This is a genomic window from Micrococcus lylae (genome assembly GCF_900163825.1).
Lineage (GTDB): Bacteria > Actinomycetota > Actinomycetes > Actinomycetales > Micrococcaceae > Micrococcus > Micrococcus lylae.
On sequence record NZ_FUKP01000066.1, the window covers coordinates 1 to 25,442 of the forward strand.

Annotated in this window: 22 protein-coding genes; 13 read left to right on the forward strand and 9 right to left on the reverse strand. The window is 72.7% G+C overall.

The features are described from left to right. Positions 1-4: 4 nt before the first annotated feature. The 4 genes from FM125_RS09845 to FM125_RS09860 all read right to left on the reverse strand — a co-directional run bounded on the left by FM125_RS09845 (position 5) and on the right by FM125_RS09860 (position 7,133). Positions 5-2,032 (reverse strand): ABC transporter ATP-binding protein, encoded by a 2,028-nt coding sequence (locus FM125_RS09845; RefSeq protein WP_083315397.1) that lies wholly within the window; start codon positions 2,030-2,032, stop codon positions 5-7. Further along, positions 2,029-3,918 (reverse strand): ABC transporter ATP-binding protein, encoded by a 1,890-nt coding sequence (locus tag FM125_RS09850; RefSeq protein ID WP_087134481.1) that lies wholly within the window; start codon positions 3,916-3,918, stop codon positions 2,029-2,031. The genes FM125_RS09845 and FM125_RS09850 overlap by 4 nt, the downstream gene beginning before the upstream one ends. 79 nt (positions 3,919-3,997) lie before the next feature. Next, positions 3,998-4,933 carry a metallophosphoesterase gene (locus FM125_RS09855; RefSeq protein WP_067191726.1) on the reverse strand — a complete coding sequence of 312 codons (936 nt, stop codon included), beginning with the start codon at positions 4,931-4,933 and terminating at the stop codon, positions 3,998-4,000. A gap of 4 nt (positions 4,934-4,937) precedes the next feature. Then, complete coding sequence (locus FM125_RS09860; RefSeq protein ID WP_087134482.1) at positions 4,938-7,133, reverse strand: transglycosylase domain-containing protein; 2,196 nt, start codon at positions 7,131-7,133, stop codon at positions 4,938-4,940. Between the two features lie 69 nt (positions 7,134-7,202). Between FM125_RS09860 and sp36 the strand changes: the two genes are divergently transcribed. From sp36 to FM125_RS09875, 3 genes are read left to right on the forward strand one after another with little or no spacing between them, the layout of a single operon-like run. Continuing rightward, positions 7,203-7,370: a Sp36 family protein gene (sp36, locus tag FM125_RS09865; RefSeq protein ID WP_087134483.1), complete on the forward strand. Its 168-nt coding sequence runs from the start codon at positions 7,203-7,205 to the stop codon at positions 7,368-7,370. Positions 7,371-7,373: 3 nt separating this feature from the next. Beyond that, on the forward strand, positions 7,374-7,865 hold the full coding sequence (locus FM125_RS09870; protein WP_087134484.1) for a RidA family protein: 492 nt from the start codon (positions 7,374-7,376) through the stop codon (positions 7,863-7,865). After that, positions 7,855-8,934, forward strand: coding sequence for an NUDIX hydrolase (locus FM125_RS09875; RefSeq protein ID WP_245829957.1), 1,080 nt, complete (start codon positions 7,855-7,857; stop codon positions 8,932-8,934). Before FM125_RS09870 ends, FM125_RS09875 begins: the two co-directional genes overlap by 11 nt. A gap of 107 nt (positions 8,935-9,041) precedes the next feature. Here the strand turns inward: FM125_RS09875 and FM125_RS09880 are convergent, their stop codons facing one another. Beyond that, the gene (locus FM125_RS09880; protein ID WP_067191720.1) at positions 9,042-9,719 is read right to left on the reverse strand and encodes a Crp/Fnr family transcriptional regulator; all 678 of its coding nucleotides are present in this window, start codon (positions 9,717-9,719) and stop codon (positions 9,042-9,044) included. A gap of 243 nt (positions 9,720-9,962) precedes the next feature. On the opposite strand from FM125_RS09880, the gene FM125_RS09885 reads away from it, so the two are divergent. The 3 genes from FM125_RS09885 (at position 9,963) to FM125_RS09895 (ending at position 13,044) form a co-directional block, all read left to right on the forward strand. After that, positions 9,963-11,168: a MarP family serine protease gene (locus FM125_RS09885; RefSeq protein WP_087134485.1), complete on the forward strand. Its 1,206-nt coding sequence runs from the start codon at positions 9,963-9,965 to the stop codon at positions 11,166-11,168. 117 nt (positions 11,169-11,285) lie between these two features. Further along, the gene (locus FM125_RS09890; protein WP_067191063.1) at positions 11,286-12,875 is read left to right on the forward strand and encodes a sodium-dependent transporter; all 1,590 of its coding nucleotides are present in this window, start codon (positions 11,286-11,288) and stop codon (positions 12,873-12,875) included. A 1-nt stretch (position 12,876) separates the two neighbouring features. Beyond that, complete coding sequence (locus FM125_RS09895) at positions 12,877-13,044, forward strand: methionine/alanine import family NSS transporter small subunit (RefSeq protein WP_083315398.1); 168 nt, start codon at positions 12,877-12,879, stop codon at positions 13,042-13,044. Positions 13,045-13,136: 92 nt separating this feature from the next. Here FM125_RS09895 and acs read toward each other — a convergent pair whose 3' ends face one another. Beyond that, positions 13,137-15,077 carry an acetate--CoA ligase gene (gene acs / locus FM125_RS09900; protein WP_087134486.1) on the reverse strand — a complete coding sequence of 647 codons (1,941 nt, stop codon included), beginning with the start codon at positions 15,075-15,077 and terminating at the stop codon, positions 13,137-13,139. 182 nt (positions 15,078-15,259) lie between these two features. On the opposite strand from acs, the gene nth reads away from it, so the two are divergent. Beyond that, positions 15,260-16,084 (forward strand): endonuclease III, encoded by an 825-nt coding sequence (gene nth / locus FM125_RS09905; protein WP_087134487.1) that lies wholly within the window; start codon positions 15,260-15,262, stop codon positions 16,082-16,084. An 83-nt stretch (positions 16,085-16,167) separates the two neighbouring features. Here nth and FM125_RS09910 read toward each other — a convergent pair whose 3' ends face one another. After that, positions 16,168-17,394 carry an NAD(P)-binding domain-containing protein gene (locus FM125_RS09910; RefSeq protein ID WP_087134488.1) on the reverse strand — a complete coding sequence of 409 codons (1,227 nt, stop codon included), beginning with the start codon at positions 17,392-17,394 and terminating at the stop codon, positions 16,168-16,170. A 38-nt stretch (positions 17,395-17,432) separates the two neighbouring features. Here FM125_RS09910 and FM125_RS09915 point away from each other — a divergent pair, with 38 nt between their 5' ends. From FM125_RS09915 to FM125_RS09940, 6 genes are all read left to right on the forward strand, one after another. Further along, a complete protein-coding gene (locus FM125_RS09915; RefSeq protein WP_087134489.1) occupies positions 17,433-18,200 on the forward strand; it encodes an NUDIX hydrolase in 768 nt (255 codons plus the stop codon). Positions 18,201-18,294: 94 nt separating this feature from the next. After that, positions 18,295-19,692, forward strand: coding sequence for a TadA family conjugal transfer-associated ATPase (locus FM125_RS09920; protein WP_087134490.1), 1,398 nt, complete (start codon positions 18,295-18,297; stop codon positions 19,690-19,692). A gap of 110 nt (positions 19,693-19,802) precedes the next feature. Next, complete coding sequence (locus FM125_RS09925) at positions 19,803-20,792, forward strand: type II secretion system F family protein (RefSeq protein WP_245829959.1); 990 nt, start codon at positions 19,803-19,805, stop codon at positions 20,790-20,792. Between the two features lie 221 nt (positions 20,793-21,013). Then, positions 21,014-21,298, forward strand: coding sequence for a DUF4244 domain-containing protein (locus FM125_RS09930; protein ID WP_087134508.1), 285 nt, complete (start codon positions 21,014-21,016; stop codon positions 21,296-21,298). After that, positions 21,291-21,848 carry a TadE family type IV pilus minor pilin gene (locus tag FM125_RS09935; RefSeq protein WP_087134491.1) on the forward strand — a complete coding sequence of 186 codons (558 nt, stop codon included), beginning with the start codon at positions 21,291-21,293 and terminating at the stop codon, positions 21,846-21,848. The genes FM125_RS09930 and FM125_RS09935 overlap by 8 nt, the downstream gene beginning before the upstream one ends. Continuing rightward, a complete protein-coding gene (locus FM125_RS09940) occupies positions 21,845-22,171 on the forward strand; it encodes an Rv3654c family TadE-like protein (RefSeq protein WP_067191080.1) in 327 nt (108 codons plus the stop codon). The genes FM125_RS09935 and FM125_RS09940 overlap by 4 nt, the downstream gene beginning before the upstream one ends. A 1-nt stretch (position 22,172) precedes the next feature. Here the strand turns inward: FM125_RS09940 and FM125_RS09945 are convergent, their stop codons facing one another. Both FM125_RS09945 and FM125_RS09950 read right to left on the reverse strand, forming a co-directional pair. After that, positions 22,173-24,650, reverse strand: coding sequence for a DEAD/DEAH box helicase (locus tag FM125_RS09945; protein WP_087134492.1), 2,478 nt, complete (start codon positions 24,648-24,650; stop codon positions 22,173-22,175). Beyond that, on the reverse strand, positions 24,647-25,420 hold the full coding sequence (locus FM125_RS09950; RefSeq protein WP_087134493.1) for a GNAT family N-acetyltransferase: 774 nt from the start codon (positions 25,418-25,420) through the stop codon (positions 24,647-24,649). The genes FM125_RS09945 and FM125_RS09950 overlap by 4 nt, the downstream gene beginning before the upstream one ends. Positions 25,421-25,442: the final 22 nt, after the last annotated feature.

Sequence of the window (25,442 nt, forward strand, 5' to 3'; positions counted from 1 at the left end):
GCCCTCAGTCCTCCTCGGAGACGAGCGAGTCCTCCCAGGCCTGGTGCAGCGCCGCGAAGCGGCCACCGGCGGCGATGAGCTCGGCGGGGGTGCCGTCCTCCACGATCTGCCCGTCGTGGACCACGAGCACGCGGTCCGCGATGTCCACGGTGGACAGGCGGTGCGCGATGATCAGCGCCGTCCGGTTGCCCAGCAGCCGCTCCAGGCCCTGCTGCACCAGCCGCTCGGAGGGCAGGTCCAGGGAGCTGGTGGCCTCGTCCAGGATCAGCACCGCCGGGTCCGCCAGGAACGCGCGGGCGAAGGACACCAGCTGACGCTGGCCCGCCGAGAGCCGGCCGCCGCGCTTGGACACATCCGTGTCATACCCCTCCGGCAGCTCCAGGATGAACTCGTGCGCACCCACCGCGCGGGCCGCGGCCTGGATCTCCTCCAGGCTGGCGTCCGGACGGCCCAGGGCGATGTTCTCCGCGATGCTCCCGGAGAACAGGAACGCCTCCTGCGTCACCATCACCACGTTGCGGCGCAGGTCCTGCTGGGACAGCTGACTGAGCTCCACCCCGTCCAGGGTCAGGGAGCCGGAGGAGAGGTCGTAGAACCGGGCGATCAGCTTCACCAGCGTGGACTTGCCCGCCCCGGTCTGCCCGACGACGGCCACCGTCTGTCCGGCGGGCACCGTCAGGTCGAAGCGGCTCAGCACCGTCTTCTCCGGGCCGTAGCCGAAGACCGCGTCCGAGAACTCGATGCGGCCGGAGGCCACGCCCTCGCCGGCCTTCGCAGCGCCCGGCAGCAGGGCGGGCTCTGCGGCCTCCACCACGGTGGGCTCCTCCTCGAGCAGGCCGGAGACCTTCTCCAGGGCGGCCGTGGCGGACTGCAGCGAGGAGTAGAACATCGCCAGCATCTCCATGGGCTGGAACACGCGGCGGCCGGCCAGCAGCAGCGCCACCAGCACGCCCACGGCCAGCTGGCCGTCCAACACGCGGAAGCCGCCCACGATCAGCATGGCCACCACGGTCATGTTGCCGATCGCCACCAGGGCGGTCTGCAGGATGCCGAAGTAGTTCAGGGACTCGACCATGTCATTGCGGTAGTCCGTGGCCAGGCGCGTGTACGTGGCGTCGTTGGCGCGCTGGCGGCGGAAGGCCTGCACGGCGCGCATGCCGGTCATGGTCTCCACGAAGTGCACGATCGACTTCGCCGAGCTCACGCGGGAGCGGCGGTACACGTCCTCCGAGGCCTTCTGGTACCAGCGCACCAGGACCAGCACCGGGACGAACGCGATGCAGAGGATGAGGAAGCCGATCGGGTCCAGGATGAGGATCGAGACGGCCGTGAACACCATGAACACCGTGCCGGAGACCAGCGAGGCGACGCCCTGGTCCAACAGCTCGCGCAGGGTCTCCAGGTCCGAGGTCTGGCGGGAGATCACGCGGCCCGAGGTGTACTTCTCGTGGAAGGACAGGGACAGGCGCTGGGTGTGCCGGAACACGCGCAGGCGCAGGTTCAGCAGCATCTGCTGGGACGCCCGGGCAGTCAGCCACAGGTAGCCGCCGAGCAGGCCGCCGGCCAGCAGTGCGGCGCCCACATAGGCGCCGCCGACCAGCAGCACGGTCGGCAGCGGGGACTGCCCGGCCTCCACGGCGCCGACCACCTGCGGCAGACCCCAGTCGATGGCCCAGGCGATGATCAGCGGCAGCGCCGCACGGGCGGCGTTGGACACGATCACCAGCACCATCACGAGCGCCAGCTGGCCCTTCACCGGGCCGGCGAGCTCGCGCAGCAGCCGCCACGAACGACGGCGGACGTGGCGGCGCTCCTCCGCCGAGTACTCGAGGATGTCCTCGGCACGGACGCCGCGGACGCGGTCCGCCACCGACGCGCCGGCGCCGTCTGCCGACGCGCCGGTGCCGCCTGCGGCCACGCCGGCCGCGCCTGCCGACGCTCCGGCCTCGCCGGCGGACGGATCCTGCACGGCCGGGCCCTGCGCGGCGTGCTTCGGGGTGCGCTCCTGCGCGGAGCGGCTCCGGATGCTCATGCGCGCGCCTCCTCGGCCTCGGCGTTGCTGATGATGTCCCGGTAGGCGGCAGAGCGTGCGAGCAGCTCCAGATGGGTGCCCACGTCCACGATCCGCCCGTCCGCCATCACGGCCACGCGGTCCGCCAGGGCCACGGTGGAGGGGCGGTGGGCCACCACCAGCGTGGTGGTGTCCGCGAGGACCTCGCGCAGGCGTTGGGTGACGGCCTCCTCGGTGCGCACGTCGAGGGCGGACAGCGGGTCGTCCAGCACGAGCACCTTGGGCTGCGCGGCGATCGCACGGGCCAGGGCCAGACGCTGGCGCTGGCCGCCGGAGAGGGACAGGCCCTCCTCACCGATCTCCGTGTCCAGGCCGTCGGGCAGGGCACGGGCGAAGCCGGCCTGGGCGGTGTCCAGGGCCATGTCCAGCAGCTGCTGGGCCTTCTCCTCGTCGGCGAGCACGTCTGCGGGGGCGCCCAGCAGCACGTTGTTGCGGACGGTGTCCGAGAAGAGCGTGGGCTCCTCGAAGGCCACGGCCACGCGGCGGCGCAGCTCCTCGAGCGGGAAGTCGCGGACGTCCGCGCCGTCCACCTCCACGCGGCCGGAGGTGGCTTCGTAGAGGCGGGGGACCAGCTGCAGCAGGGTCGACTTCCCGGAGCCGGTGGTGCCCACCAGTGCCATGGTCTCGCCGGGGATGAGTTCGAGGTCCACGCCGCGCAGCAGGGGCGCGGTGCCCTCCGCGGCGTCCGGGTAGCGGAACTCCACGTCACGGAAGGCCAGGCCCCCGGCGGACGGGGGCAGCACGGGGAGGGCGCCGGAGGGCGGGGCCATCTCGTCCGCGTCGCCGTCCAGGCGGGTGGCACCGAGGGAGGCGGCCTCCTCCGGGTCCGTGCCGGCGGGGGAGGTGATCGCGGGACGCACGGAGATGACGTCGAGGTGACGGTCGATCGCGGTCTTGGCGGACAGGGTCATGCCGAGCAGCTGGCCCACGGACTCCACGGGGCGGGCGAGCACGGCGGTCGTCGCGAAGAAGGCGGCGAGGGCGCCGACCATCATCTGGCCGGTGGCCACCAGGTACACGCCCCAGGCCAGGCCGACGCCCAGGACGACCTCGGGCAGGGCCACCACCATCGCCACGAAGGAGGCGAGCAGGCCGGCCTTGCGGACCTCGGTGTCCTGCAGGGTGGACGCCTGGGTGCGAAAGCCCTCCAGGGCGGTGGTGCCGCGGCCGAAGGCCTTCAGGATGCGGATGCCGTGGACGGACTCCTCCACGGTGGTGGCGAGGTCGCCGGCCTGGTCCTGGGACAGGCGGGAGACGGTGCGGAAGTCGTTGCGGAAGGAGAAGGACCGGATGATGATCGGCACGGCCGCCACCAGGTACAGGAGCGCGAGCTGCCAGGAGAGCGTGAAGAGCAGGGCCACGCCCACCACGATCACCAGCGAGTCCACCACGAACATCACCGAGCCGAACGCGATCCAGCGGCGCACCAGGCCCAGGTCCGCCTGCGCGCGGGAGAGCAGCTGGCCGGAGGGCCAGGCGTCGTGGAAGGCGACGGGCAGGCGCTGCAGACGGCGGTAGAGGCCGATGCGTGCCCGGTTCTCCACGTCCGAGGCCGGCGGCAGGATGAACACGCGGCGCAGCCACACGAACAGCGCCTCGGCCAGGCCGAGGACGAGCAGGACCACGCCGGCCCACACCACGGAGGAACGCCCGCCCGAGCCGTCGGCGGAGAACACGTTGTTCACCAGGACCTGGATGACCTGGGGGATGGCGAGGGCGGCGAGCCCGGAGAGCAGGGCGGCCAGCAGCCCGCACACCCAGCGCCAGAGGACGCCGTCGAGGTACGGCCGCAGGCCCTGCACGGACTCCCGCAGTGTGCGGGGGGTGGGGGCGGCGCTGGGAGACACCCGAGAAGTCTACGGGACGGCGCCCGACGGATGGCCTGCGTCCCGACGACGGCCGCGCACCGCCGCCTGTCCGCGCGCCTCAGGCGCGGGGGACCAGGTCCAGGACGACGGCCTCGGGGCGGCAGGCCACCCGGACCGGCATGGCCGGGGCCGCGCCGATGCCGGCGGAGACCTCGAGCGGGACGGTGCGGCCGGCGGCCGTCCAGGAGGACAGCCCGGAGGCCTGCGCGCGCGGCAGGTCGCAGTTCGTCACCAGTGCCCCGTAGAACGGCAGGCACACCTGGCCGCCGTGGGTGTGGCCTGCCAGGACGAGGTCGGCGCCGTCGGCCACCATCGCGTCCAGGACACGGCGGTAGGGGGCGTGGGTGACGCCGAGGGTGAGGATCTGCTCGCGCGGTGCTCGTGTGGGGGCGGTGAAGCCGCGCCAGTCGTCGAAGCCCAGGTGCGGGTCGTCGGTGCCGCCGGCCAGGATCTCGACGGCGGCGCCGTCGCCTCCGGCGGTGAGGGTCGCCGAGCGGTTGGTCAGATCCACCCAGCCGCGGGACCGGAACGCCCGGAACAGGTCCTCGGTCTGCAGGCGGCGGGGCTGGTGCTTCAGCGGCTTCGACGGTCCGGCGAAGTAGCGGAACGGGTTGGCCGGCTTCGGGGCGAAGTAGTCGTTGGAGCCGGGCACGAAGACGCCGGGGACGTCCAGCAGCCGGCCGAGGGCGTCGAGCAGCGGCGCGATCGAGTGGTCCGAGGCGATGTTGTCTCCCGTGTTGACCACGAGGTCCGGTTCGAGGTCCGCGAGTGTCTGCAGCCAGGCCAGCTTGCGCCGGTGGAACGGCAGCAGGTGGATGTCGGACAGGTGCAGCACCCGCAGGGGCGCCGCGTCCGCCGGCAGGGCGGGGACGGTGTGGCGGCTGATCCGGTAGGCGCTGGCCTCGGCCAGGCCCCAGGCCGCGCCCGCCGCACCCAGGCCGGCCGCGGCCGCACCGGCCGTCAGGGCGGCGCGCACGGGACGGGACGGGGCCATCGGCTCAGTCCTCCGACGAGTAGGGCTGCGGACCCGGGCGGTCGATGTCCTCGAAGTAGAAGTCCTTGCCGTGCGGGTGGCTGCCCTCGGTGCCGTAGTCGGAGAACCGCGGGCCGTCCCATTCCGGCAGCTTCCCGGCCTCGTACTCGCTGTGTTCGTTGGCCTGCTCCATGTAGTCCAGCCACATGGGGCCTGAGATCTCGGTGCCGTAGAAGTTGTTGCGCTTGATGCCGTTGATGGTCTCGCCGGCGAGGGTCTTCTGGTTGGTCCAGCGGCCCACCCACGAGGCGGTGGTCAGCTTGTCCGTGTAGCCCACGAACCAGGTCGAGGACATGTTGTTGTTGGTGCCGGTCTTGCCGGCGGCCGGGAAGGGCCGGTCCTCATCCGAGAAGATGTTCTTGTCCGTGATGGCCTGCAGGATCGGCGAGATCTGGTGCACGTCGTCCTTGTCCAGGACCTGCTTGCAGTCCGGTTCCGGCACGGGGTACTCGTTGCCGGCGGTGTCGGTGACCTCGAGCAGGGCGCGCGGCTCGCAGTACAGGCCCTCGGCGGCGATCGCGTTGTAGGCACGGGCCAGGGACATCGGGGCCATGGAGTCCGCGCCGAGCACGAAGGAGGGGTTGTCCGGGGAGATGGGGAGGCTGTCCACGGCGCGGCGCAGGCCGAGCTCGGTCATCAGCGAGGTGATGTCGCAGAGGTCCAGATGGTAGGCGGCGGCGACGGTCGGGGTGTTGACGGACCAGAACAGGCCCTCGTCGATGCGGTCGCGCTTCTTGAGCCCGCCGATCACGTTGTTGATGTCCCAGGTGGAGCCGTTCTGCACCACGTAGCCGCCGTCGCGGCAGGAGGCGGCGAAGCGGGTGCCGGTCGGGTAGGTGTCCACGCTGGCGTCCACGGTGTCGATCAACTTGCCGCCGTTGCGCATCCAGGTGAGGGCCACGAACGGCTTCAGGGTCGAGCCGCTCTGGAAGCCCTCACCGCCGCCCCATTCCTTGTCCACGTTGAAGTTCAGGATGGTCTTGCCCTTCTCGTTCTCCTGCAGGGAGTAGTCGGTGTTCTGGGCCATGACCTTGATGTCGCCGGTGCCCGGCTCGAGGGAGAGCAGGGAGGCGCCGACGCCGTCGGACTCGTCGTTGGGGACCTGTCCGGCGATGGATTTCTGGGCCTCCTCCTGGAGCTTGGAGTCCATTGTGGTGCGGATGGTGAGGCCGCCGCGGTCCAGCAGGGCCTGACGGGACTTCACGTCCGGGCCGAAGGCCGGGTTGGCCAGGACCTGGCGCTCGACGTAGTCGCAGAAGTACTTGCCGAAGTCGGCGGCCAGGCATCCGGTCGGCGGGGCCTCCATCACCACGTCGAGGGGCTGCTCGACGGCGTGGTCGTACTCCTCCTGGGTGATCTTGTCGTTGCGCAGCATGGCACGGAGCACGGTGTTGCGGCGCTTCTTGGTGCCCTCCGGATTGCGGACGGGGTGGTAGCCGGTGGGGGACTGCACCATGCCGGCGAGGGTCGCGGACTCCCAGATCTCCAGGTCCTTCGCGGACTTGCCGAAGACGTACTGGGCGGCGGCCTCGACGCCGTAGGCGCGGCCAGAGAAGAGGACGAGGTTGAGGTAGCCGTTGAGGATCTCGTCCTTGGTCATCTGCTCCTCGACCGCGATCGCGAGCTTCATCTCCTTGACCTTGTCCGAGACCTTCTTCTTGCCGGACAGGGTGAGGCGCGAGTCGCCGCGCAGGACCTGCGCGTTGATGAGCATGTTGTTGACGTACTGCTGCGTCAGGGTGGAGGCGCCCTGCGTGGAGTCTGAGGTCGCGTTGTTGACCATGGCGCGGGCGAGGCCGCGGGCGTCCACGCCGTCGTGCGAGTAGAAGCGCTCGTCCTCGATGGACACGATCGCGTCCTTCATGGACTGGGCGATCTCGTCGAACGGGACCGGCGTGCGGTTCTCCTCGTAGAAGTTGGCGATGAGCTTGCCGTCCGCGGTCACGATCTTGGACGGCACCGCGACCGGCTCGTCCGGCAGCTCGTCCGGCAGGTCGTTCAGCATCGCGGAGCCGGCGTTGGCGCCGGCGCCCACGAACGCGGCTCCGGGCAGCAACAGGCCGGCCACGATCAGGCCCGCCAGGGCGGAGAGGCCGAGGAACCTCAGCATGCGGCCGACGGGCGTGACGGAGTCAGAGGAGGGGGACTTGCGCGGCGCCATGCCCGGAAGTGTACCGGGGCCGCCTGGAAGGGGAGGGCAGGAGGCGGTCCCCGTGGGTAGGGTGGCCCCATGACCGAGCAGACTCGTTGGGAATACGCCACCGTCCCCCTCCTGATCCACGCGACCAAGCAGATCCTCGACCAGTGGGGCGAGGACGGCTGGGAGCTGGTCACCGTGATCCCGGGCCCCGAGGGCGCGAATCCGGTGGCCTACCTCAAGCGTCCGAAGGGGGCCTGACCCATGGCCGCCGCACAGGCCTCCGGCTGGGGCGAGGGAGCTGTCGCCTCCCGCCTGGCCGAGCTGGGGATCGAGCGTCCGGACGTCGCGTCGGCGGTGGGCAGCTACCTGCCCGCACTGCAGGACGGCGACCTCGTCATGACCTCCGGGCAGCTGCCCTTCGTCTCCGGCTCCCTCGAGACCACCGGCAAGGTCGGTGCGGAGGTGGACCCGGATACCGCGAACGCCCTGGCCCGCACCGCCGCGATCAACGCCGTTGCCGCCGTGCATGCGATCGTCGGGGACCTGGACCGCGTCGAGCGCGTGGTGAAGGTCACCGGCTTCGTGTCCTCGGCCCCGGACTTCACCGCCCAGCCGGCCGTGGTCAACGGCGCCTCGGACGTGCTCGCCGAGATCTTCGGTGAGGCCGGCCGCCACGCCCGCTCCGCCGTCGGCGTGGCCGTGCTGCCGCTCGATGCCCCCGTCGAGGTGGAGATCACCGTCCGTGTCCGCTGACGGCGCCTCCGTCCCGCCCCCGGTCTCCGTGTCCGCCATGGCGTCCTCCGGTCCCGGGGCGACGGCACAGGCGTCCGCCCGCGCCGCGTCCCTGCGCGCCCATCCCGCGAACCGCCGCCCGGCCGCCCCGGTCGGCCACGTGCGTCCGGCGCCGCAGCGGCGGGTCGCGCCCGCGCTCATACCGGTGCCGCGGAGCGAGGAGGAGGCGGCCCGGCAGTGGGCCGCCCAGGACCACCGTCACGTGCGTCCTGCCCGTCGGGCCGCCGCCGTCGCGGTGGTCAGGGATGGGCCGCAGGGCCCGGAGCTGCTGCTGCGTCATCGTCCGGGCCAGACGCCGCTGGGCGTCGTCGGGCTGCCCGGCGGGTCACTGACCGACCAGGACGCGGAGGCCTGCACCTGGTACGGGCCCTCGCCCCGGGCGTGGGCCCGTCGACTCGGCATGGCCGACCTGCGCAGTGCGCGGCAGCACGTGGTGGCCGCCGTCCGGGAGCTCTTCGAGGAGACCGGCCTGCTGCTGGTGGGGGAGCGTGAAGGGGACGTGGTCATGGACCCGGCCACCCCGCTGTGGGAGGAGGCCCGCACGTCTCTGGAGTCCGAGGGGTTCGGCCTGCCCGCCCAGCTCCAGCGGCGCGGACTGGGGCTGCGCACCGACCTGCTGCGCCCCGTGGGCCGTTGGATCTCCCCGGACTTCCGTCACCGCCGCTTCGATGCGGTGGTCTTCGCCGCCGCCGTCCCGGCGGGACAGCAGGCCACCGTCCGACCCGCGACGGGGCGGAGCGAGGAGGTCGCCGGGCTGCACGCCTGGGTGCCCGCGGCGTCCCTGATCGAGGGGCCCGTGGCCCTGCCCGGGCCGCCGGGGTGGCTGGGGGAGTCGGGCGTGGTGGAGGCCTGCGAGGTCACTGCACCGCCGACCCTGATGCTCGCCCACCGGCTCGCGGAGGCCGGCTCCGCGGTCGCGTTCCTGCTCGGCCTCGCCGACGGGGCGGCGGACCGGCCCCTGCCGTGTTGGCGCATGGCTCCCGCCGGGGAGGACGCCGGTCGCCTCTGGATGCGCCCCACCACGGACTGAGCCCGATCCCGTGACAGGGCCGTCCCCACGTCCGGCACGAGGCCGAAACGACGACGGGCCGCTCACCCTGTCAGGTGAGCGGCCCGTCGTCGTGGGTCAGGGGTGCGTCAGCGTGAACGCTGGCGCAGGCGCTGGAGGTCGAGGACGACCACCGCGCGGTTCTCCAGGCGGATCCAGCCGCGGTGCACGAACTCGGCGAGGGCCTTGTTCACCGTCTCGCGGGAGGCGCCGACCAGCTGGGCCAGCTCCTCCTGGGTGAGGTCGTGGGCCACGAGCAGGCCGTCGGCGGCCGGGCGGCCGAAACGGTCGGCCAGGTCCAGCAGGGCCTTGGCCACACGGCCCGGGACGTCGGAGAACACGAGGTCCGCGAGGGATTCGTTGGTCTTGGACAGGCGCTGGGCGAGGGCCTGGAGCAGCTGCAGGGAGACGTCCGGGGAGGAGGCGATCGCGCGGCGCAGGTTCTCGTGGCGCAGGCCGGCCAGGCGGGTGGCGGACACCGCGGTGGCGGTGGCCGAGCGCGGAGCAGGGTTGAACAGGGCCATCTCACCGAAGATCTCGCCGGGGCCGAGGACGGCCACCAGGTTCTCGCGGCCGTCCGAGGCGGTGCGGCCGAGCTTGATCTTGCCGGACATGATCACGTACAGCTGATCGCCCTGGTCGCCCTCGTGGAAAGCGGAGGCGCCGCGGGAGAGCTCCACCTCCGTCAGCTCAGAGGTCAGGGTCGCGAACACCTCGTCGTCCAGGTGCGCGAACAGGGGTGCCTTGCGAAGAACCTCGAGATCCATCGTACGGTGAGTCCTCTCAGTGATCACCCCCTGAAACGAGGGTGGACCGGTCATGTTCGGGCTGGGCACCATTGTGCCGCATCGCACACGATCCTGCCGCTACCCTGACAGCCAGGGCAAGTGGCGCCCCGCGCGTTGGTGGCCGATCTGTTCCCCGCCGTCCTCTGTGACAGCTCGCAGGCCGCCGCTGCGGCACTGCCCCTCCCGTCCCTCGGCCTGGTGAGCCGGAAAGGAAGCGACTGCATGCTCTTCGGAGTGACCTGGCTCGACGTGGTCCTGGTCGTCCTGCTGATCGTGGCCCTCGTCAAGGGCTACCACCGCGGCCTGTGGGTCGTGCTGGGCACGATGCTGGGCACGGTGGCGGGGGCGATCGGCGGGTTCTACCTGATCCCGTTCGTCGCTCGATGGGTCTCCGAGCCCACGCTCCGTGTGGTCGTGCTGGTCGTGGCCACCGTCCTGCTGATCTGGGCGGGCCAGCACATCGGAGTCGCCGTCGGGCGCAGAGTGCGCCTGCACGTGAACCTCCCTGCGCTGCGGCGCGCGGACCGGGTCCTCGGCTCCGTCGCCGCCCTGGCGGTCACGGTGCTGATCCTCGGTCTGATCTCCCTGTCCCTGAACTCGCTCGGCATGGCGCCGGTGACGAAGGAGATCAACCGCTCCGCCGTCCTCACCGTCACGGACCGGGTCATGCCGGACGGCAGTCAGCGCTTCCTGGCCGAGTCCCGTGCGGCCATCGCGGGCCTCGGCGTGATCCCGGAGATCGACACCCCCGTGAAGGAGGTCGCCGCTGAGCCCGAAGCCGCTCCGTCCGCGACCCTCGAGGTGCCGGAGACGGAGGACGCGCAGGTCCAGGACTCCGTGGTGCGGCTGTCCGGCTTCGCCGAGCAGTGCGCCCAGACCCAGAACGGCACGGGCGTGGTCGTGGCCAAAGACCGGATCCTGACCAATGCACATGTGGTGGCCGGCGTGGCGGAGCCGATCGTCGAGACGCAGGACCGCCAGGTGTTCCCGGGTCGGGTGGTGCACATCGATCCGGCCCGAGACCTCGCCGTGGTGGCCGTGGACGGTGCGGACCTGCCGGTCGCCCGCCACGGTGCCGACCTGGAGGACGGTGCGGCCGCCCTCGCCCTCGGCTTCCCGGCCGGCGGCCCCTACGAGGCCACCCCCGCCCGGGTGCAGGCCCGCGGAGAGCTGCTCATCAGCGACATCTACGGGCGGGAGGACTCGACCGTGGACATCTACCAGCTGAACGCGGACATCGAGCCGGGCAACTCCGGAGGTCCGCTCGTGACCGAGGACGGCACGGTGGCGGGGCTGGTGTTCGCCCGGGCCCCGGGATCCTCGACCATCGGGTATGCGATCGCCGGCGACGAGTTCGAGCGGCTCCTGGAGGACGTCGAGAACCTGGAGGTTCCCGTCCAGACCGGGGAGTGCATCCCCGGAGGATGACCCGCCGAGTGCCCGCCTGACCCCGTAGGGTGATGCAGGTCACTATGATGTGCCATGCTGTCCTCCGATGGGGGCAGACACGTCCATCATTCGCACTCGTTTCTTCGGAGGTACTCCATGACCACCGCAACCACTGCGGCCGGCGCGGTGCCGAAGCGCTCTCGTGAGGAGTTCGGCGGACGCTGGGCGTTCATCCTCGCGGCGATCGGCTCCGCCGTCGGACTCGGCAACATCTGGCGTTTCCCCTACGCCGCCTATGAGAACGGTGGCGGCGCCTTCGTCATCCCCTACCTGGTCGCGCTGCTCACCGCAGGCATCCCGATCCTGTTCTTCGACTATGCGATCGGCCACCGCTTCCGCGGCGCCCCGCCCCTGGCCTTCCGCCGCCTGCACCGCGGCGCCGAGTGGATCGGCTGGTTCCAGGTCTTCATCTGCTTCGTGATCGCCGTCTACTACGCGGCCATCATCGCCTGGGCGATCATGTACACGTGGTTCTCCACGGACCACGCGTGGGGCGAGGACCCGGAGGGCTTCTTCTTCGGCACCCACCTGCAGGTGTCCGAGAACCCGATGCCGTCCTTCGACTTCGTCTCGGCCGTCTTCTGGCCGATGCTGATCGTCTGGGTGATCTGCATCCTCTGCATGGGCTTCGGCGTCCGCAAGGGCATCGCCGCCGTCTCCATGGTCGGCATGCCGCTGCTCATCGTCATGTTCATCGTGCTCGTCGTGGTGGCCCTGACCCTGCCGGGTTCCATCGTGGGGCTGAACGCCTTCTTCACCCCGAACTGGTCCGCGCTGCTCGAGCCGGGCGTCTGGATCGCCGCCTACGGCCAGATCTTCTTCTCCCTGTCCGTGGGCTTCGGCATCATGATCACCTACTCGTCCTACCTGAAGCGCCGCACCAACCTCACCGGCTCCGGCCTGGTGGTGGGCTTCTCCAACTCCGGCTTCGAGGTCCTCGCCGGCATCGGCGTGTTCTCCGCCCTCGGCTTCATGGCCCAGGCCTCCGGCAAGCAGGTGACCGACGTCGTCACCGACGGCATCGGCCTGGCCTTCATCGCGTTCCCGACGCTGATCTCCCAGGCCCCGATGGGTGCCCTGATCGGCGTCCTGTTCTTCGGCTCCCTGGTGATCGCCGGCTTCACCTCCCTGATCTCGATCCTGGAGGTCGTGGTGGCCGCCGTGAAGGACAAGCTGGGCCTCGGCCGCTGGGCCGCGGTGCTCATCGTGGTCGGCGGCTGCGCCGTCATCTCGATGCTGCTGTTCTCCACCACGTCCGGCGTGCAGCTGCTGGACACCTCGGATGCCTTCATCAACAACCTGGGCATCGTGGGCGCCGCGCTGATCGCCTGCGTCACCGTGGCGATCGTCCTGCGCAAGCTGCCGGTTCTGGTGGACCACCTCAACGCGATCTCCTCGTTCCGGGTGGGCACCATCTTCAAGGTCCTGGTCACCGTGGTCATCCCGCTGGTGCTGGCCTATCTGTGGATCTCGGACATCATCACCAAGGCCACCACCCCGTACGAGGGCTACCCGCTGGACTTCCTGGCCATCTTCGGCTGGGGCATGGTGGCCTCCGGCCTCGTCCTGGCGGTGGTGCTGTCCCTCGTCCCGTGGTCGAAGAAGTCCGCCCTGCACTCGGAGCGCAACGAGAACGAGTCCATCCAGACCGGTGCCATCCCCACCGTGTCCACGAAGGAGGCCTGACATGGATCCCATCGCCATCGTCATGATGATCGTCATGTGCGGTCTGATCTGGGGCGGCCTGCTGGCCTCCCTGCTGCACCTGATGAAGCACCCGGACGAGACGTCCGGCGTGCTGGGGACCGAGCCCGAGCCCGGTGACCCCCGCTACGTGCGCACCGGCGAGGACTGAACAGGTCCGCACCGCGCCGAAAGGACCCCGCCTCCTGCATCAGGAGGCGGGGTCCTCGTCGCTGCGGCGTCCGCCGCCCGGGTGCGCCGGCCTCAGCCCTTGGAGCCCATGGCGCCGACGATCTTCTGCATGACCGTCGGGTCGGTGAGTGTGGACGCGTCACCCGGATCGCGTCCCTCGGCCACGTCCTTGAGCAGGCGACGCATGATCTTGCCGGACCGGGTCTTCGGCAGCTCCGGGACCACGAGCACGCGCTTGGGCTTGGCGATCGGACCGATGTCCTGGCCCACATGCAGGCGCAGCTGCTCCTCCATCTCGGCGGTGTCCGGGTCCTTCGCAGCGGCCTCCTCGGTGAGGAGGACGAACGCGTACACGGCCTCGCCGGTGGTGTCGTCCGCGGCGCCGACCACAGCGGCCTCGGCCACGGCCTCATGGGCCACCAGCGAGGATTCGATCTCTGTGGTGGACAGGCGATGGCCGGAGACGTTCATGACGTCGTCCACGCGACCGAGCAACCAGATGTCCCCGTCCTCGTCGTACCGGGCGCCGTCGCCGGCGAAGTACATGCCGGGGAAGCGGCTCCAGTAGGTCTCCTTGAAGCGCTGCGGGTCGCCCCAGATGCCGCGGAGCATGGACGGCCACGGCTCGCGGGCCACGAGGAACCCGGCGCCGGTGCCCTCCATGGGTGCGCCGGTCTCGTCCACCACCTGCAGATCCACGCCGGGGACGGGCCGTTGGGCCGAGCCCGGCTTCAGGGCGGTCACACCCGGCAGCGGGGTGAGCATGTGCGCGCCGGTCTCGGTCTGCCACCAGGTGTCCACGATCGGGCAGCGTTCTCCGCCGATGACCTCATGGAACCAGCGCCATGCCTCCGGGTTGATGGCCTCTCCCACGGTGCCGAGCACGCGCAGGCTGGACAGGTCGTACTCGTCCGGGATCTGGCGGCCCCACTTCATACAGGTGCGGATGGCGGTGGGGGCGGTGTAGAAGATCGTCACACCGTACTTCTGGACGATCTCCCACCAGCGGCCCTGGTGCGGGGTGTCCGGGGTGCCCTCGTAGATCACCTGGGTGGCGCCGTTCACGAGCGGACCGTAGGCGACGTAGGAGTGGCCGGTCACCCAGCCGACGTCCGCGGTGCACCAGAAGACGTCGGTCTCCGGGTGCAGGTCGAAGGTGTCCCGGTGCGTGGCCGAGGCCTGCACCAGGTAGCCGCCGGTGGTGTGGAGGATGCCCTTGGGCTTTCCCGTGGTGCCGGAGGTGTAGAGGATGAACAGCGGGTGCTCGGCCTCATGCCACACGATCTCGTGCTCGTCGGAGGCGGTGTCCACCACGTCGTGCCACCAGACGTCACGGCCGTCGGCCATCTCGGTCTCGATCCCGTTGCGGCGCACCACGAGCACGTGGTCCACGGTGTGGCCGGGCTCCTTGAGCGCCTGGTCCACGGCCGGCTTCAGAGCGGAGGCCTTGCCCCGGCGGTAGGAGCCGTCGCAGGTCACCACCAGCGTGGCCTCGGCGTCGTCCACACGGGAGCGCAGGGCGTCCGAGGAGAACCCGCCGAACACCACGGAGTGCACGGCGCCGATGCGGGCGCAGGCGAGCATCGTGATGACGGCCTCGGGGATCATCGGCAGGTACACGGCCACGCGGTCGCCCTTGGCCACGCCGAGGGACTCGAAGGCGTTGGCGGCCTTGCGGACCTCGGCGGCCAGCTCCGCGTAGGTGTAGGTGCGGGTGTCGCCCGGCTCACCCTCGAAGTGGATGGCCACGCGGGCACCGTGGCCGGCCTCCACATGACGGTCAAGGGCGTTGTAGGCGGCGTTCGTGGTGCCGTCCGCGAACCACTTGGCGAACGGGGCGTCGGACCAGTCGAGGACCTCGGTGAAGTCCTGCTCCCAGTGCAGCTGCTCGCGGGCGCGGCGGGCCCAGTAGGCCAGGCAGTCCGCCTCGGCCTCCTCGTACAGCTCCGCGCCGGCCACGGCGTTCTTCGCGAACTCCTCGCTGGGCGGGTAGACGGTGACGTCCTCGGACATGGTTCTCCTTTCGGGGAGGGTGCACGGTTACCCGCCACCACATGCCTGTGATGCGGGCCACATCATTGCCTGTCGCAAGAATGCCGCCACGGCGGGGGTCGGGACAAGTACATGCCGTTGTGTGACGCGCGCCTAGAGTGGGTCACCGGACCCCGCCCCAGCCGAACAGGAGCACAGGACCCGTGAGCCGGACAGACCCAGGCGACCGAGCCGCCGTCGCGACCCCGACGGGGGAGACCCTGCTGGGACTGAAGCGCCGCGTGCGCAAGGTGCACCGCGTGCTGGGGCAGACGTATCCGTATGCCGTGGCAGAGCTGGACTTCACCACGCCGTTCGAGCTGCTGGTGGCCACGGTGCTGTCCGCGCAGACCACGGACGTGCGGGTCAATGCGGTCACCCCGGCCCTGTTCGCGCGGTTCCCGGACGCCACGGCCATGGCGGCCGCGGACGAGGTGGAGCTGCAGGAGCTGGTGCGCCCCACCGGCTTCTACCGGAACAAGGCGTCCGCCGTCCTCAAGCTCTCCCGCGAACTGGTCGAGCGCTTTGACGGTGAGGTGCCCGGGCGCCTCGAGGACCTCGTCACCTTGCCGGGGGTGGGCCGCAAGACGGCGTTCGTGGTGCTCGGCAACGCCTTCGGCCAGCCCGGCATCACGGTGGACACCCACTTCGGCAGGCTCGCCCGCCGCTTGGGCATGACCGAGCAGACCGATCCGGTGAAGGTGGAGCACGAGGTCGCCGCGCTGTTCGAGAAGCGGGACTGGACCTCCCTGTCCAACCGCCTCGTCTTCCACGGCCGGCGCATCTGCCATGCGAAGAGGCCGGCGTGCGGGGCCTGCCCGGTGGCGCAGTGGTGCCCGTCCTACGGCGAGGGGGAGACCGACCCTCAGAAGGCGCAGCAGCTGCTCTCCTACGAGCTCAAGCCCGGCCGTGAGCAGCTGCACCGCCTCATGCTCGAAGGCAAGACCCGTCGCGAGCTGCGGGCGATGGGCTACGGCTTGGAGGCCTGACCGCCGCCGGCCCGCGCCCGGCGTGACGACGACGGCCGCTCGCCGCCGCCTGCCGGCGGGGCCGGGCCGTCCGGGGCGGCGTCTCAGCCGCCGCGGTGCAGCGTCTTCTGGATGTCCGCGACCGTGGCACGGGCGAACACGCCCACGCCGGTCAGCGTGGCCGAGGCCGGTCCGCACCAGTCGCCGTAGCCGAGCAGGTAGAGGCCGTCCACGTCGGCGCTGGCTGTGCGCAGATGCTCGTGCATGCGCGGACGCCCGGACCGGGTGGGCTCCTGCAGCAGGCCGCGCAGGTGGCGCAGCTCCGGGCGGAATCCGGTGCACCACAGGACGTCGTCGAACCGCTGTTCGGTGCCGCGGACCGCCGCTGCCGCGGGCGCGCCGGCGCCGGAGGGCCAGCCGTGGCGGCGGCCGGCGTCCGTGTCCCAGGCGGCGCCGTGCGCGGTGAGCCGGGACGGGACGGGGACGGCGTCCATGGTGCCGGCGTCCCGGGCCGCACGGACCGCCGGCACGGCCACGATGTCCCCGAGGTCCTCGCCCGGCGTGCCGACCTGCTCCAACTGTCGGCCCAGCACGCGGGCGGAGGCCAAGCGGAACAGGACGCGGCCGTCCACGTCGTCCGGCATGAACCGGGGCGGGCGCTGGGTCGCCCAGGTGACGGCGGCGGTTCCGTGCAGGTCCGCGGCGATCTGCGCTCCCGAGTTCCCTCCGCCCACCACCAGCACGCGACGGCCGGCGTACTCCTGCGGACCGGTGTAGGCCGAGGAGTGCCGCTGCCGTCCGGTGAAGTCCGCGGTGCCGGGCAGGGCGGGCACGAAGGGGCGGGTGTAGGAGCCGGTCGCCGAGACCACGGTGCGGGACAGGGCGAGGAGGCGGCCGTCGTCGTCCCTCAGCGCGAAGCGCCCGTCCTGCCGGGAGACGGAGGCGACGCGGACGCCTCGGCGGACGGGCAGGTCGTAGCGGGATTCGTAGTCGGCCAGGTAGTCCACCACGTGCGCGGCGTCCGGGTTGTCCTCGCCGGAGCCGGGCATCCGCCGGCCGGGCAGGGACGAGTGCTCGGCGGGGGAGAACAGGCGCAGCGACGGCCAGTGGCGGGGCCAGGAGCCGCCGGGCTCGGAGGAGGCGTCGAACAGGGCGAACCGCGGGGCCGGGCCCGGGGAGCGGCCGCGTTCGACGTCCTGGGCCCAGCGCCGCAGGAAGTACCCGCACGCCAGCCCGGACTGGCCGGCGCCGACCACCGCGACGTCCAGCGGCTCGTCGAGGGCAGGCCCGTCCGCGGACGGCTCGGTGCGGGGTGCGGAGCCGGTGTCCATGGGGTGAGCGTAGCCGGACCGGGCACTACGGTGGTGGGATGACCTCCGCCGCCTCCGCCCGCCCGAGCCTCGACGACGCGCACCGCGCCCTGCAGGACCTCGTGGCCGCGCACGGGGCGCCGGAGAACGCGTCCGGCCGGGATCCGGCATCGCTGACCCGGGTCCCGGCGGCCTCGGCCCGCACCTGGGGCTTCCGCTGGCCGTCCACGCCGGACGCCCGCGCCTCGGCGGTGCTGGTGCTGTTCGGCTCCCTGGACGACGTCCCGGCGCAGCACGCCTCCGCTGCCGTGCATCCGGACGTGGACGTGCTGCTGACCCAGCGCGCGGCCACCCTGCGCACGCACGCCGGACAGGTCGCGTTCCCGGGAGGCCGCGTGGACCCGGAGGACGAGGACGTGGTGGCCACCGCCCTGCGTGAGGCCGAGGAGGAGACCGGCCTGGACCCCGCCGGCGTGGAGGTGCTCGGCGTCCTCCCGCCGGTGCCGGTGTCCGTGTCCGGCTACGTCATCCATCCGGTCATCGGCTGGTGGCGGGAGCCCTCCCGTGTGGCCGTGGTGGACCGCCAGGAGGCGGCCGCCGTGTTCCGCGTGCCTGTGGCTGATCTGGTGGCACCGGAGAACCGCTTCGTGGTCGCCCGGCCGGGTGGCCGGACGGGCATCACCCCCGGGTTCGGGGTCCAGGACCGCTTCGTCTGGGGCGTCACCGCCGCCATCCTGGACCGCATCCTCCACCTGCTGGACTGGGACACCGCCTGGGACAAGTCCGTGGTGCTCGACGCCGAGACCCGCCGCCCCGTCTCCGGCTGACCTCTCCTGCACAGGGTGCCTGCCGGCGGCCCTGCGTCCACAGATCGGCCCGAGGCGTCCCCCGGCGCGGACGCTGGGGGATGGACTGGGGGACATGCGTCCCTTCGTGCCCGAGCCTCCCGTGATCGCCCGCCCTCGCCGCCGCCTGCGGCACCCGCACCTGATCGGCCGGCTCCGCAGGGCCCGTGAGCCCGAGCCCGCTGCGCAGCCGCGTCCCGACGACGGCACCCTCGCCGCTGCCTGCGCCGTCGCCGGGAACGTGTCATCGCCTGCCGTCGACCAGGCGACGACGCCGCCGGCGTGGCTGGACCGGGCCCGGTCCTGGCTGGCCGAACGTCAGGCGAGGGGCGACGACGACGGCGAGGCGGCCGCCGTCGGGACGGGCGGTGAGCCGACCGAGCAGGCCTGCCGCGCGGCCGTGGAGGCCGTGGCGGAGGAGGACGGCCTCGTGCTGACGGCAGGTGGGGCGGCCGAGCGGGCCCGGCTGCTGGCCGATGAGCTGTCCGGGTTCGGCCCGCTGGCACCGCTGGTGCGGGCGGACGGGGTGACCGATGTGCTCGTGGACGGGAACGGGAGGGTGTGGACCGACGGCGCGGACGGGCTGCGGCAGACCGGGACGATCCTGCCGCCCGAGCGGGCGCGGCAGCTGGCGGTGCGCCTGCTGCACCGGGCCGGCCGACGCCTCGACGCCGCCGTGCCGCTGGCCGACGCCCGCGTGGACGGGATCCGCGTGCACGCCGTGCTGCCGCCGCTGTCCGGGGCGGGGCCGCTGCTGAGCCTGCGCGTGCCGTCGCGGCGCAGACCGAGCCTGGCCGTGCTCGCCGAGGGCTGGCCGGACGGCGAACGGTGGCAGGCGGCGGTGCAGCACCTGGTGGCCGCGCACGCGACCGTGCTGGTCTCAGGGGCGACCGGCACCGGCAAGACGACGCTGCTGTCCGCCGCGTTGGGGGAGGCGGACCCGGCGGAGCGGATCATCACCGTGGAGGACACCCTGGAAGCGGCTCCGGCGCATCCGCATGTGGTCTGCCTGCAGGCGCGGTCGGCCAACGCCGAGGGAGCCGGAGAAGTCGGGCTGGCCGAGCTGATCCGGCAGGCGCTGCGCATGCGGCCGGACCGGCTGGTGGTCGGCGAGTGCCGCGGCGCGGAGGTGGCCGAGATGCTCACCGCCCTGAACACCGGCCACCAGGGCGCGTGGGGGACCCTGCACGCCAACTCCGCCGACGATGTGCCCGCACGCCTGACCGCCATGGGCGCGCTGGCCGGATGGTCCGCCGAGGCGCTGACCGCCCAGGTGCACGCCGGCGTGGACGCGGTGCTCCACCTGCGCAGGGACGCGGCCGGGCGGCACCCGGTGTCCCTGGCCGTGCCCGTGGTTGAGGAGCACGGGGCGGGGCTGCGCATGCTGCCGGTGCTCACGGACGTGGACGGCCGGGCGGTGCGCGGCCCCGGATGGGATGTGCTCGCGGCCCGGCTGAAAGGGCGGGCCCCGTGAGGGCGCGGCTTCCCAGCCGGCTGCCCGGCCGGCTGCCCAGCCGGCTGCCCGGCCGGCTGCCCAGCTGGCGGCCCAGCCGAGTCGGGGCGAGGTGGCGCCGGTGGACGGCCGTGCGGACCGGTGCCGCGGACCGGCAGCGGCTGCGGTTCGTCGAGGCCGTGCGCCGCTGGGCCGCGCTGCTGCGCACCGGTTCGGGTGAGGGACAGGCATGGAGGCTGGTGGCTGACCGGGAGGACGTCTGCGTGCGCCCTGAGCCGGGGTGCTGCCTCGGCCACAGCCTGCGCGGCCTGGCAGCCGCCGTGGAGCTCGGGGCAGACCCGCGGCGGGTGCCCGGACCGAGCGGAGTGGTCGAATGGCAGACGCTGCTGGCGCTGCTTCAGGTCTGCCGGGCCTCGGGTGCGGCGCCGGCGGAGACGGCCGAGCGGTTCGCGGACGCCTCCGCCGCCGAGCTGGACGCCGAACGGGCCCGACGCGCCGCGGCGGCCGGACCGAAGTCCACCGTGACGCTTCTGCGCTGGATGCCGCTGGGCGGGCTGGGGATCGCCTGGCTGCTCGGGGCGGGGCCGGATTCCCTGCTCGGCGACCGGCTCGGCTGGTTGGTCCTCACCGCCGGGGTGCTGTTCGCCGCGGTCGGGCACGTCTGGGCGCAGAGCCTGCTGCGCACTGCCGCCGGCCCCGGGCGTGAGGTGGACGCCGCCGCCTGGTTGGACGTCACCGCGGCGCTGCTGCGCTCGGGGGCCTCGCTGGTCGGGGCGCTCGAGCGGGCCGCCGTGGCCCTGCCGGGTGGGCAGCGACTGCGGCCGGTGCTGGCCCGGCTGCGCTGGGGTGCCGACTGGGACGAGGCGTGGGAGGACCTGGCGGATGAGGAGCTGGCGGAGCTGGGCCGGCGCCTGCAGCCGCTGCACACCTCGGGCATGGCCGGGGCCGCCGGCCTCACCCAGGCGGCCAGGGCCGTCCGACAGGAGCGGCGCCGCACCGCCGAGCTGGCCGCCGAACAGCTGGCCGTACGCCTGGTGGTCCCGCTCGGTCTGTGCCACCTGCCGGCCTTCGTCTGCCTCGGCGTGCTGCCCCTGCTGCTGATGATGCTGCGCGGACCGTGATGAGGGAGCGGCAAGCGGCACGCCGGGGGCGAAAGTCCGCCGGCGCAGCCCCGAACCGGCCCGTCCCGTCCTCCACAGCCGACCGACACGCCGTGCCTGTCCACGGCGCGCCCGAGCGGCCCGGCAGCGGCACCACGGAATGCAGAAGCCTGGAGACATCGGGCATCCGGCCCGGCAGGTCCGCACCGACGCGGACCGTCACACCGATGGAGGGAAACATCATGAACCACACCGCCCAGGACACCGAGAACGCCCGCGCCGTCGCCGCGGCCTCCGAGGCCGCGGCGGAGGCCGTCCAGCTCGCCGCCGTCAAGGCCCTCGGCGCCCGCCGCGCGGCGTCCTGGTCCGCCCGGCTCCAGGACGACACGGGCGCCACCACCGCCGAATACGCCATCCTCACGCTCGCTGCGGTGGGCTTCGCCGGCGTCCTCGCCCTGGTGCTCTCCAGCGGCGACGTGCAGGGCATGCTCGCCGACCTCGTGGGCGAGGCGCTGAACCGTGGCTGACGTCCACACCGATCTGCTCCGGGCCGGGCGCCAGACCGTCGCCCGGCCCGGGGCCGACCGCCCGCGGCGCCTCCGCACCCTGGCCACCGCCTGCCTGCGCGCGGACCGCGGTGCCGTCACCGCCGAGTACGCGGCGCTGCTGCCGGTGGCGGTGCTGGTCATCGCCGCCGTGGTCGCCACGGGCGGGGTCGGCCTGCAGCAGGTCCGCAACCAGGACGCCGCCGGGGCCGCGGCTCGCATCATCGCCCGCGGCGACTCCCCGGAGCAGGCGGCCCAGGCGGTCACCCGGATGGCCGGGGACGGCGCCTCGCTCGACCACCACGACGACGGCACCTGGGTCTCCGTGACCGTCGCCCGGGGTGCCCCCGGGCCCCTCGGCTGGTTCCCGGACCTGCAGGTGAAGGCGGAGGCCTCGGCACCGAGCCAGAGGGCGCAGACCGGTCCCGCACCGGCGAACCCACCGGCCGACGGGGATGCTCCGGCGCCGGCGCCGGAGCCGGCGCCGTCGTCCGAGCCGACACCCGACGCCGAGGAGGGCGAGGGGCCATGAGCGGCACGCTCACCGCCCTCGGGACGGCCTCGCTGGGACTGGGGCTCTGCGTGCTGGTCGCCGGCGTGGGCCAGGGAGCCCACACCGCGGCCGTGGCCAGCGGCGCGGCGGACCTGGCGGCGCTCGCCGCCGCGGATGCCCTGCGTGGGATCGACCCCACCGGCACGGACGCCTGCGCCCTCGCCGAGACGACGGCCGAGCGCAACGGTGCCCGGCTGGTCTCCTGCGAGCCCGGCGACCAGTCCACCGTCACGGTCACCGTCGCGGTGGAGCAGGCCTTCGGTGCCGACGCGGAGGCCACCGCCAAGGCGGGCCCGCCGTGACTCAGACCTCGCCGTCCGCGGCCGCCGTCGGAGCGAACCCGGCCGGCAGGACCTGCTCGGCGGGCACCTCCGCCAGGTCGTCGAACGTCCGGGACAGCAGCGCCAGCACGGTGAGGGCGCCGCCCTTGTCCAGAGGCGAGTTGCGGTTGCCGCACTTGGGGGACTGCACGCAGGAGGGACAGCCGTCCTCGCACTCGCAGGTCGCCACGGCGGCCGCGGTCGCCTCCACCCAGCGGCGCGCCTGCGCGAACCCGCGCTCGGCGAAGCCGGCGCCGCCGGGGCGGCCGTCGTAGACGAACACGGTGGGCACGTCGGTGTCCGGGTGCAGGACCATGGAGACACCGCCGATGTCCCAGCGGTCGTTCGAGGCCACCAGCGGCATCATGCCGATCATCGCGTGCTCGGCCGCGTGCAGGGCGCCCGGCAGCCGGTCCGTGGTCAGTCCGGCGGCCACCAGCTCCTGAGACGTCGCCTGGTACCAGACCGCCTGCGTGAACAGGTCCCTCGCCGGCAGCTCGAGCGGCTCCTCGCCGAGGACCTCACCGGAGATCAGCGCCTTGCGCTGGAAGGACACCACCTGGGTGGTCACGCGGACGTCGCCCAGGGACCAGCGCACCGAGGACCCGGCCGACGCCACCTGGCGGACGATGCCCTGGATCTCGATCTCGGTGACGTCCCGGGCGGTGGTGAAGTAGTCCGGCCACGCCCGCTGCACGATCACCGCGTGCGCGTCCTCGTCCAGCTCCAGCACCAGGTACGTCCGGTTCTGATGGATGTACACCGCGCCCGGGTGTGCCTGGTAGTGGGTCTGCGGGGAGTCCATGGTGCCCAGCAGTGCCCCGGACTCGGCCTCGATGATCTGCACGGGCCCGCCGCCGTCGTCCCGCAGGGACACCATGCCCGCCGCATGCTCCGGGTGGGTCCAGAACCAGCCGGCCGGACGTCGGCGCAGCAGCCCCTGCTCGCAGAGCCGCTCCACCAGTGCCCGCACCGCGCCCGGTTGCCCGAACCGCGGCAGGTCCTCCGGCGTCAGCGGCATCTCCGCGGCCGCCGCGCACAGCTGCGCCCCCAGCAGATGGGGGTTCTGCGGGTCCACCACGGTGTCCTCCACTCCGAGGTCGAACACCGCCTCGGGGTGCTCCACCAGGAAGGTGTCCAGCGGGTCGTCCGAGGCCACGAAGAACGCCAGGGACTCGCCGCCGGAGCGCCCGGCCCGGCCGATCTGCTGGAAGAACGAGGCGCGTGTGCCGGGCCAGCCGGCCACCACCACGGCGTCCAGGCCGGCGATGTCGATGCCCATCTCCAGGGCCGGCGTCGAGGCCATGCCGAGCAGCTCTCCGGAGCGCAGCCTCGCCTCCAGCTCGCGCCGCTCCTCCGGCAGATACCCGGAGCGGTACGCGGCGATCCGGCCGCCCAGCCCCGGCTCGACCTGATCGAGCTGGCTGCGCGCGATCGAGGAGATGGACTCCGCCCCGCGCCGGGACGTGATGAACGCCAGCGTCCGTACGCCCTGCAGCGCCAGGTCCGTCACCAGGTCCGCCGCCGTGGCGGTGGCCGAGCGGCGCACCGGAGCCCCGTGCTCGCCGCGGCGGTCGGTCAGCTCCGGCTCCCAGAACGCCACGGTCACTGCGCCGTGCGGGGAGCCGTCCTCGGACACCTGCACGGCCTCGGCGCCGATGAGCTGGGAGAAGTGCTCGGCCGGCGCCGCCGAGGTCGCCGAGGCGCCCATGAACACCGTCTCGGCCCGGTCCCGCCGGTAGTGCGCGGCGATCCGCCGCAGCCGCCGCAGCAGGATCGCCACCTGGGAGCCGAAGACGCCGCGGTAGGTGTGTGACTCGTCCACCACCACGTAGGCCAGGCGCCGGAAGAAGTCAGCCCAGCGCTCGTGGTGGGGCAGGATCCCCACGTGCAGCATGTCCGGGTTGGTCAGGATCACGGAGGCGTGCTGCCGGGCCCACACACGCTCGGCCGGGTCGGTGTCCCCGTCGTAGGGGGCCACCTGCAGCTCCGGCATCCCCTGGGCCGCGATGCGCGTCCAGGAGGCCAGCTGGTCCGCGCCCAGGGCCTTGGTGGGGGACAGGTACAGCACGGTCGCCCGCGGATCCTCGGCCAGCGTGGACGCCACGGCCAGCTGGTAGGCCAGCGACTTGCCGGAGGCGGTGCCGGTGGCCACCACCACGTGGCGGCCGTCCAGGGCAGCCTGCGCGGCCTGGACCTGGTGGGACCAGGGCCGTTCGACCCCGAGCGCACGGAGGGCCCGCACGAACCCCTCGGGGGTGCGTGCGGGCCAGTCGACCGGTCGGGCCGGCCGGGCAGGCAGGTGACGGATGTGCCTGACCTGCTCCGGAAGGCGACGGCGGCCGAGGGCCGCGCAGATCGACGCCGCATGCTCACCGCCGGAAGGCGAGGGGCCGCCGTCGGGAACGGGTCCCGGGGCGGGGGAGTCCCACGGATCCGGGATGGAGGAGGAGTCGGTCACCTACTCATCGTGCCAGTGTGCTCCGGGCTCGGGATGGACTCGCCGTCGCCGCGGACCCAGATGGAGACCGGGGCGAGGTCGTTCCAGCCGAGGTGGCCGTAGAGCATCTGCCCGTCCGGGGAGGCCACGAGCAGGCCCTCGGACATGTCGCCCTGGCTCATCGCCTCGCTGGTCAGATAGCGCATCACCAGGGAACCGAGGCCCTTGCGGCGGTGCTGCGGGGAGGTCCAGATGCGGTCGTACACCGCGGTCGAGTCGGAGAAGGTCACCCAGCCCATGGCGGCCAGCTCGTCCTCGCCCTCGGGGGCGGTGGAGGCGCCGGTCGCCATGATCCGCAGGCGGCGGCTCCCGGTGACGGGCTCGTCCACGTGCGCCTCGTAGCCGTCCGGCATCAGCGGGGGCTCCACGTCCTGGACCTCGAGGTCCATCTCCACGGACATGAGGCGTTCGGAGTCCACGGCCTGCTTCAGCCCGGCGCCGGGCAGGTCCGCCTCGGCCTCGCCGAAGACGGTCACCATGCGTTCCGGGTGCTCGTCGAGATCCTTGAGGATGGGGTCGAGCTCGGCCTGCGTCGGGGCCACGAGCACGTACTCCCACGCCGCGGGGACGTCCATCGTGGCGCGCCCCGAGCCGCCCGGGATCATGCCCGCCGGGCGCGAGGTGCGCAGCGCGGAGCGGGTCCGTCCGTCCTGGCGGGTCTCGTAGCCGCGGGAACGCGACCAGGCCTCGAACCAGGTGTCCACCAGTGCGTCGTCCTTGAAATCCGTCATGGCTCCGACACTATCCTGCCGT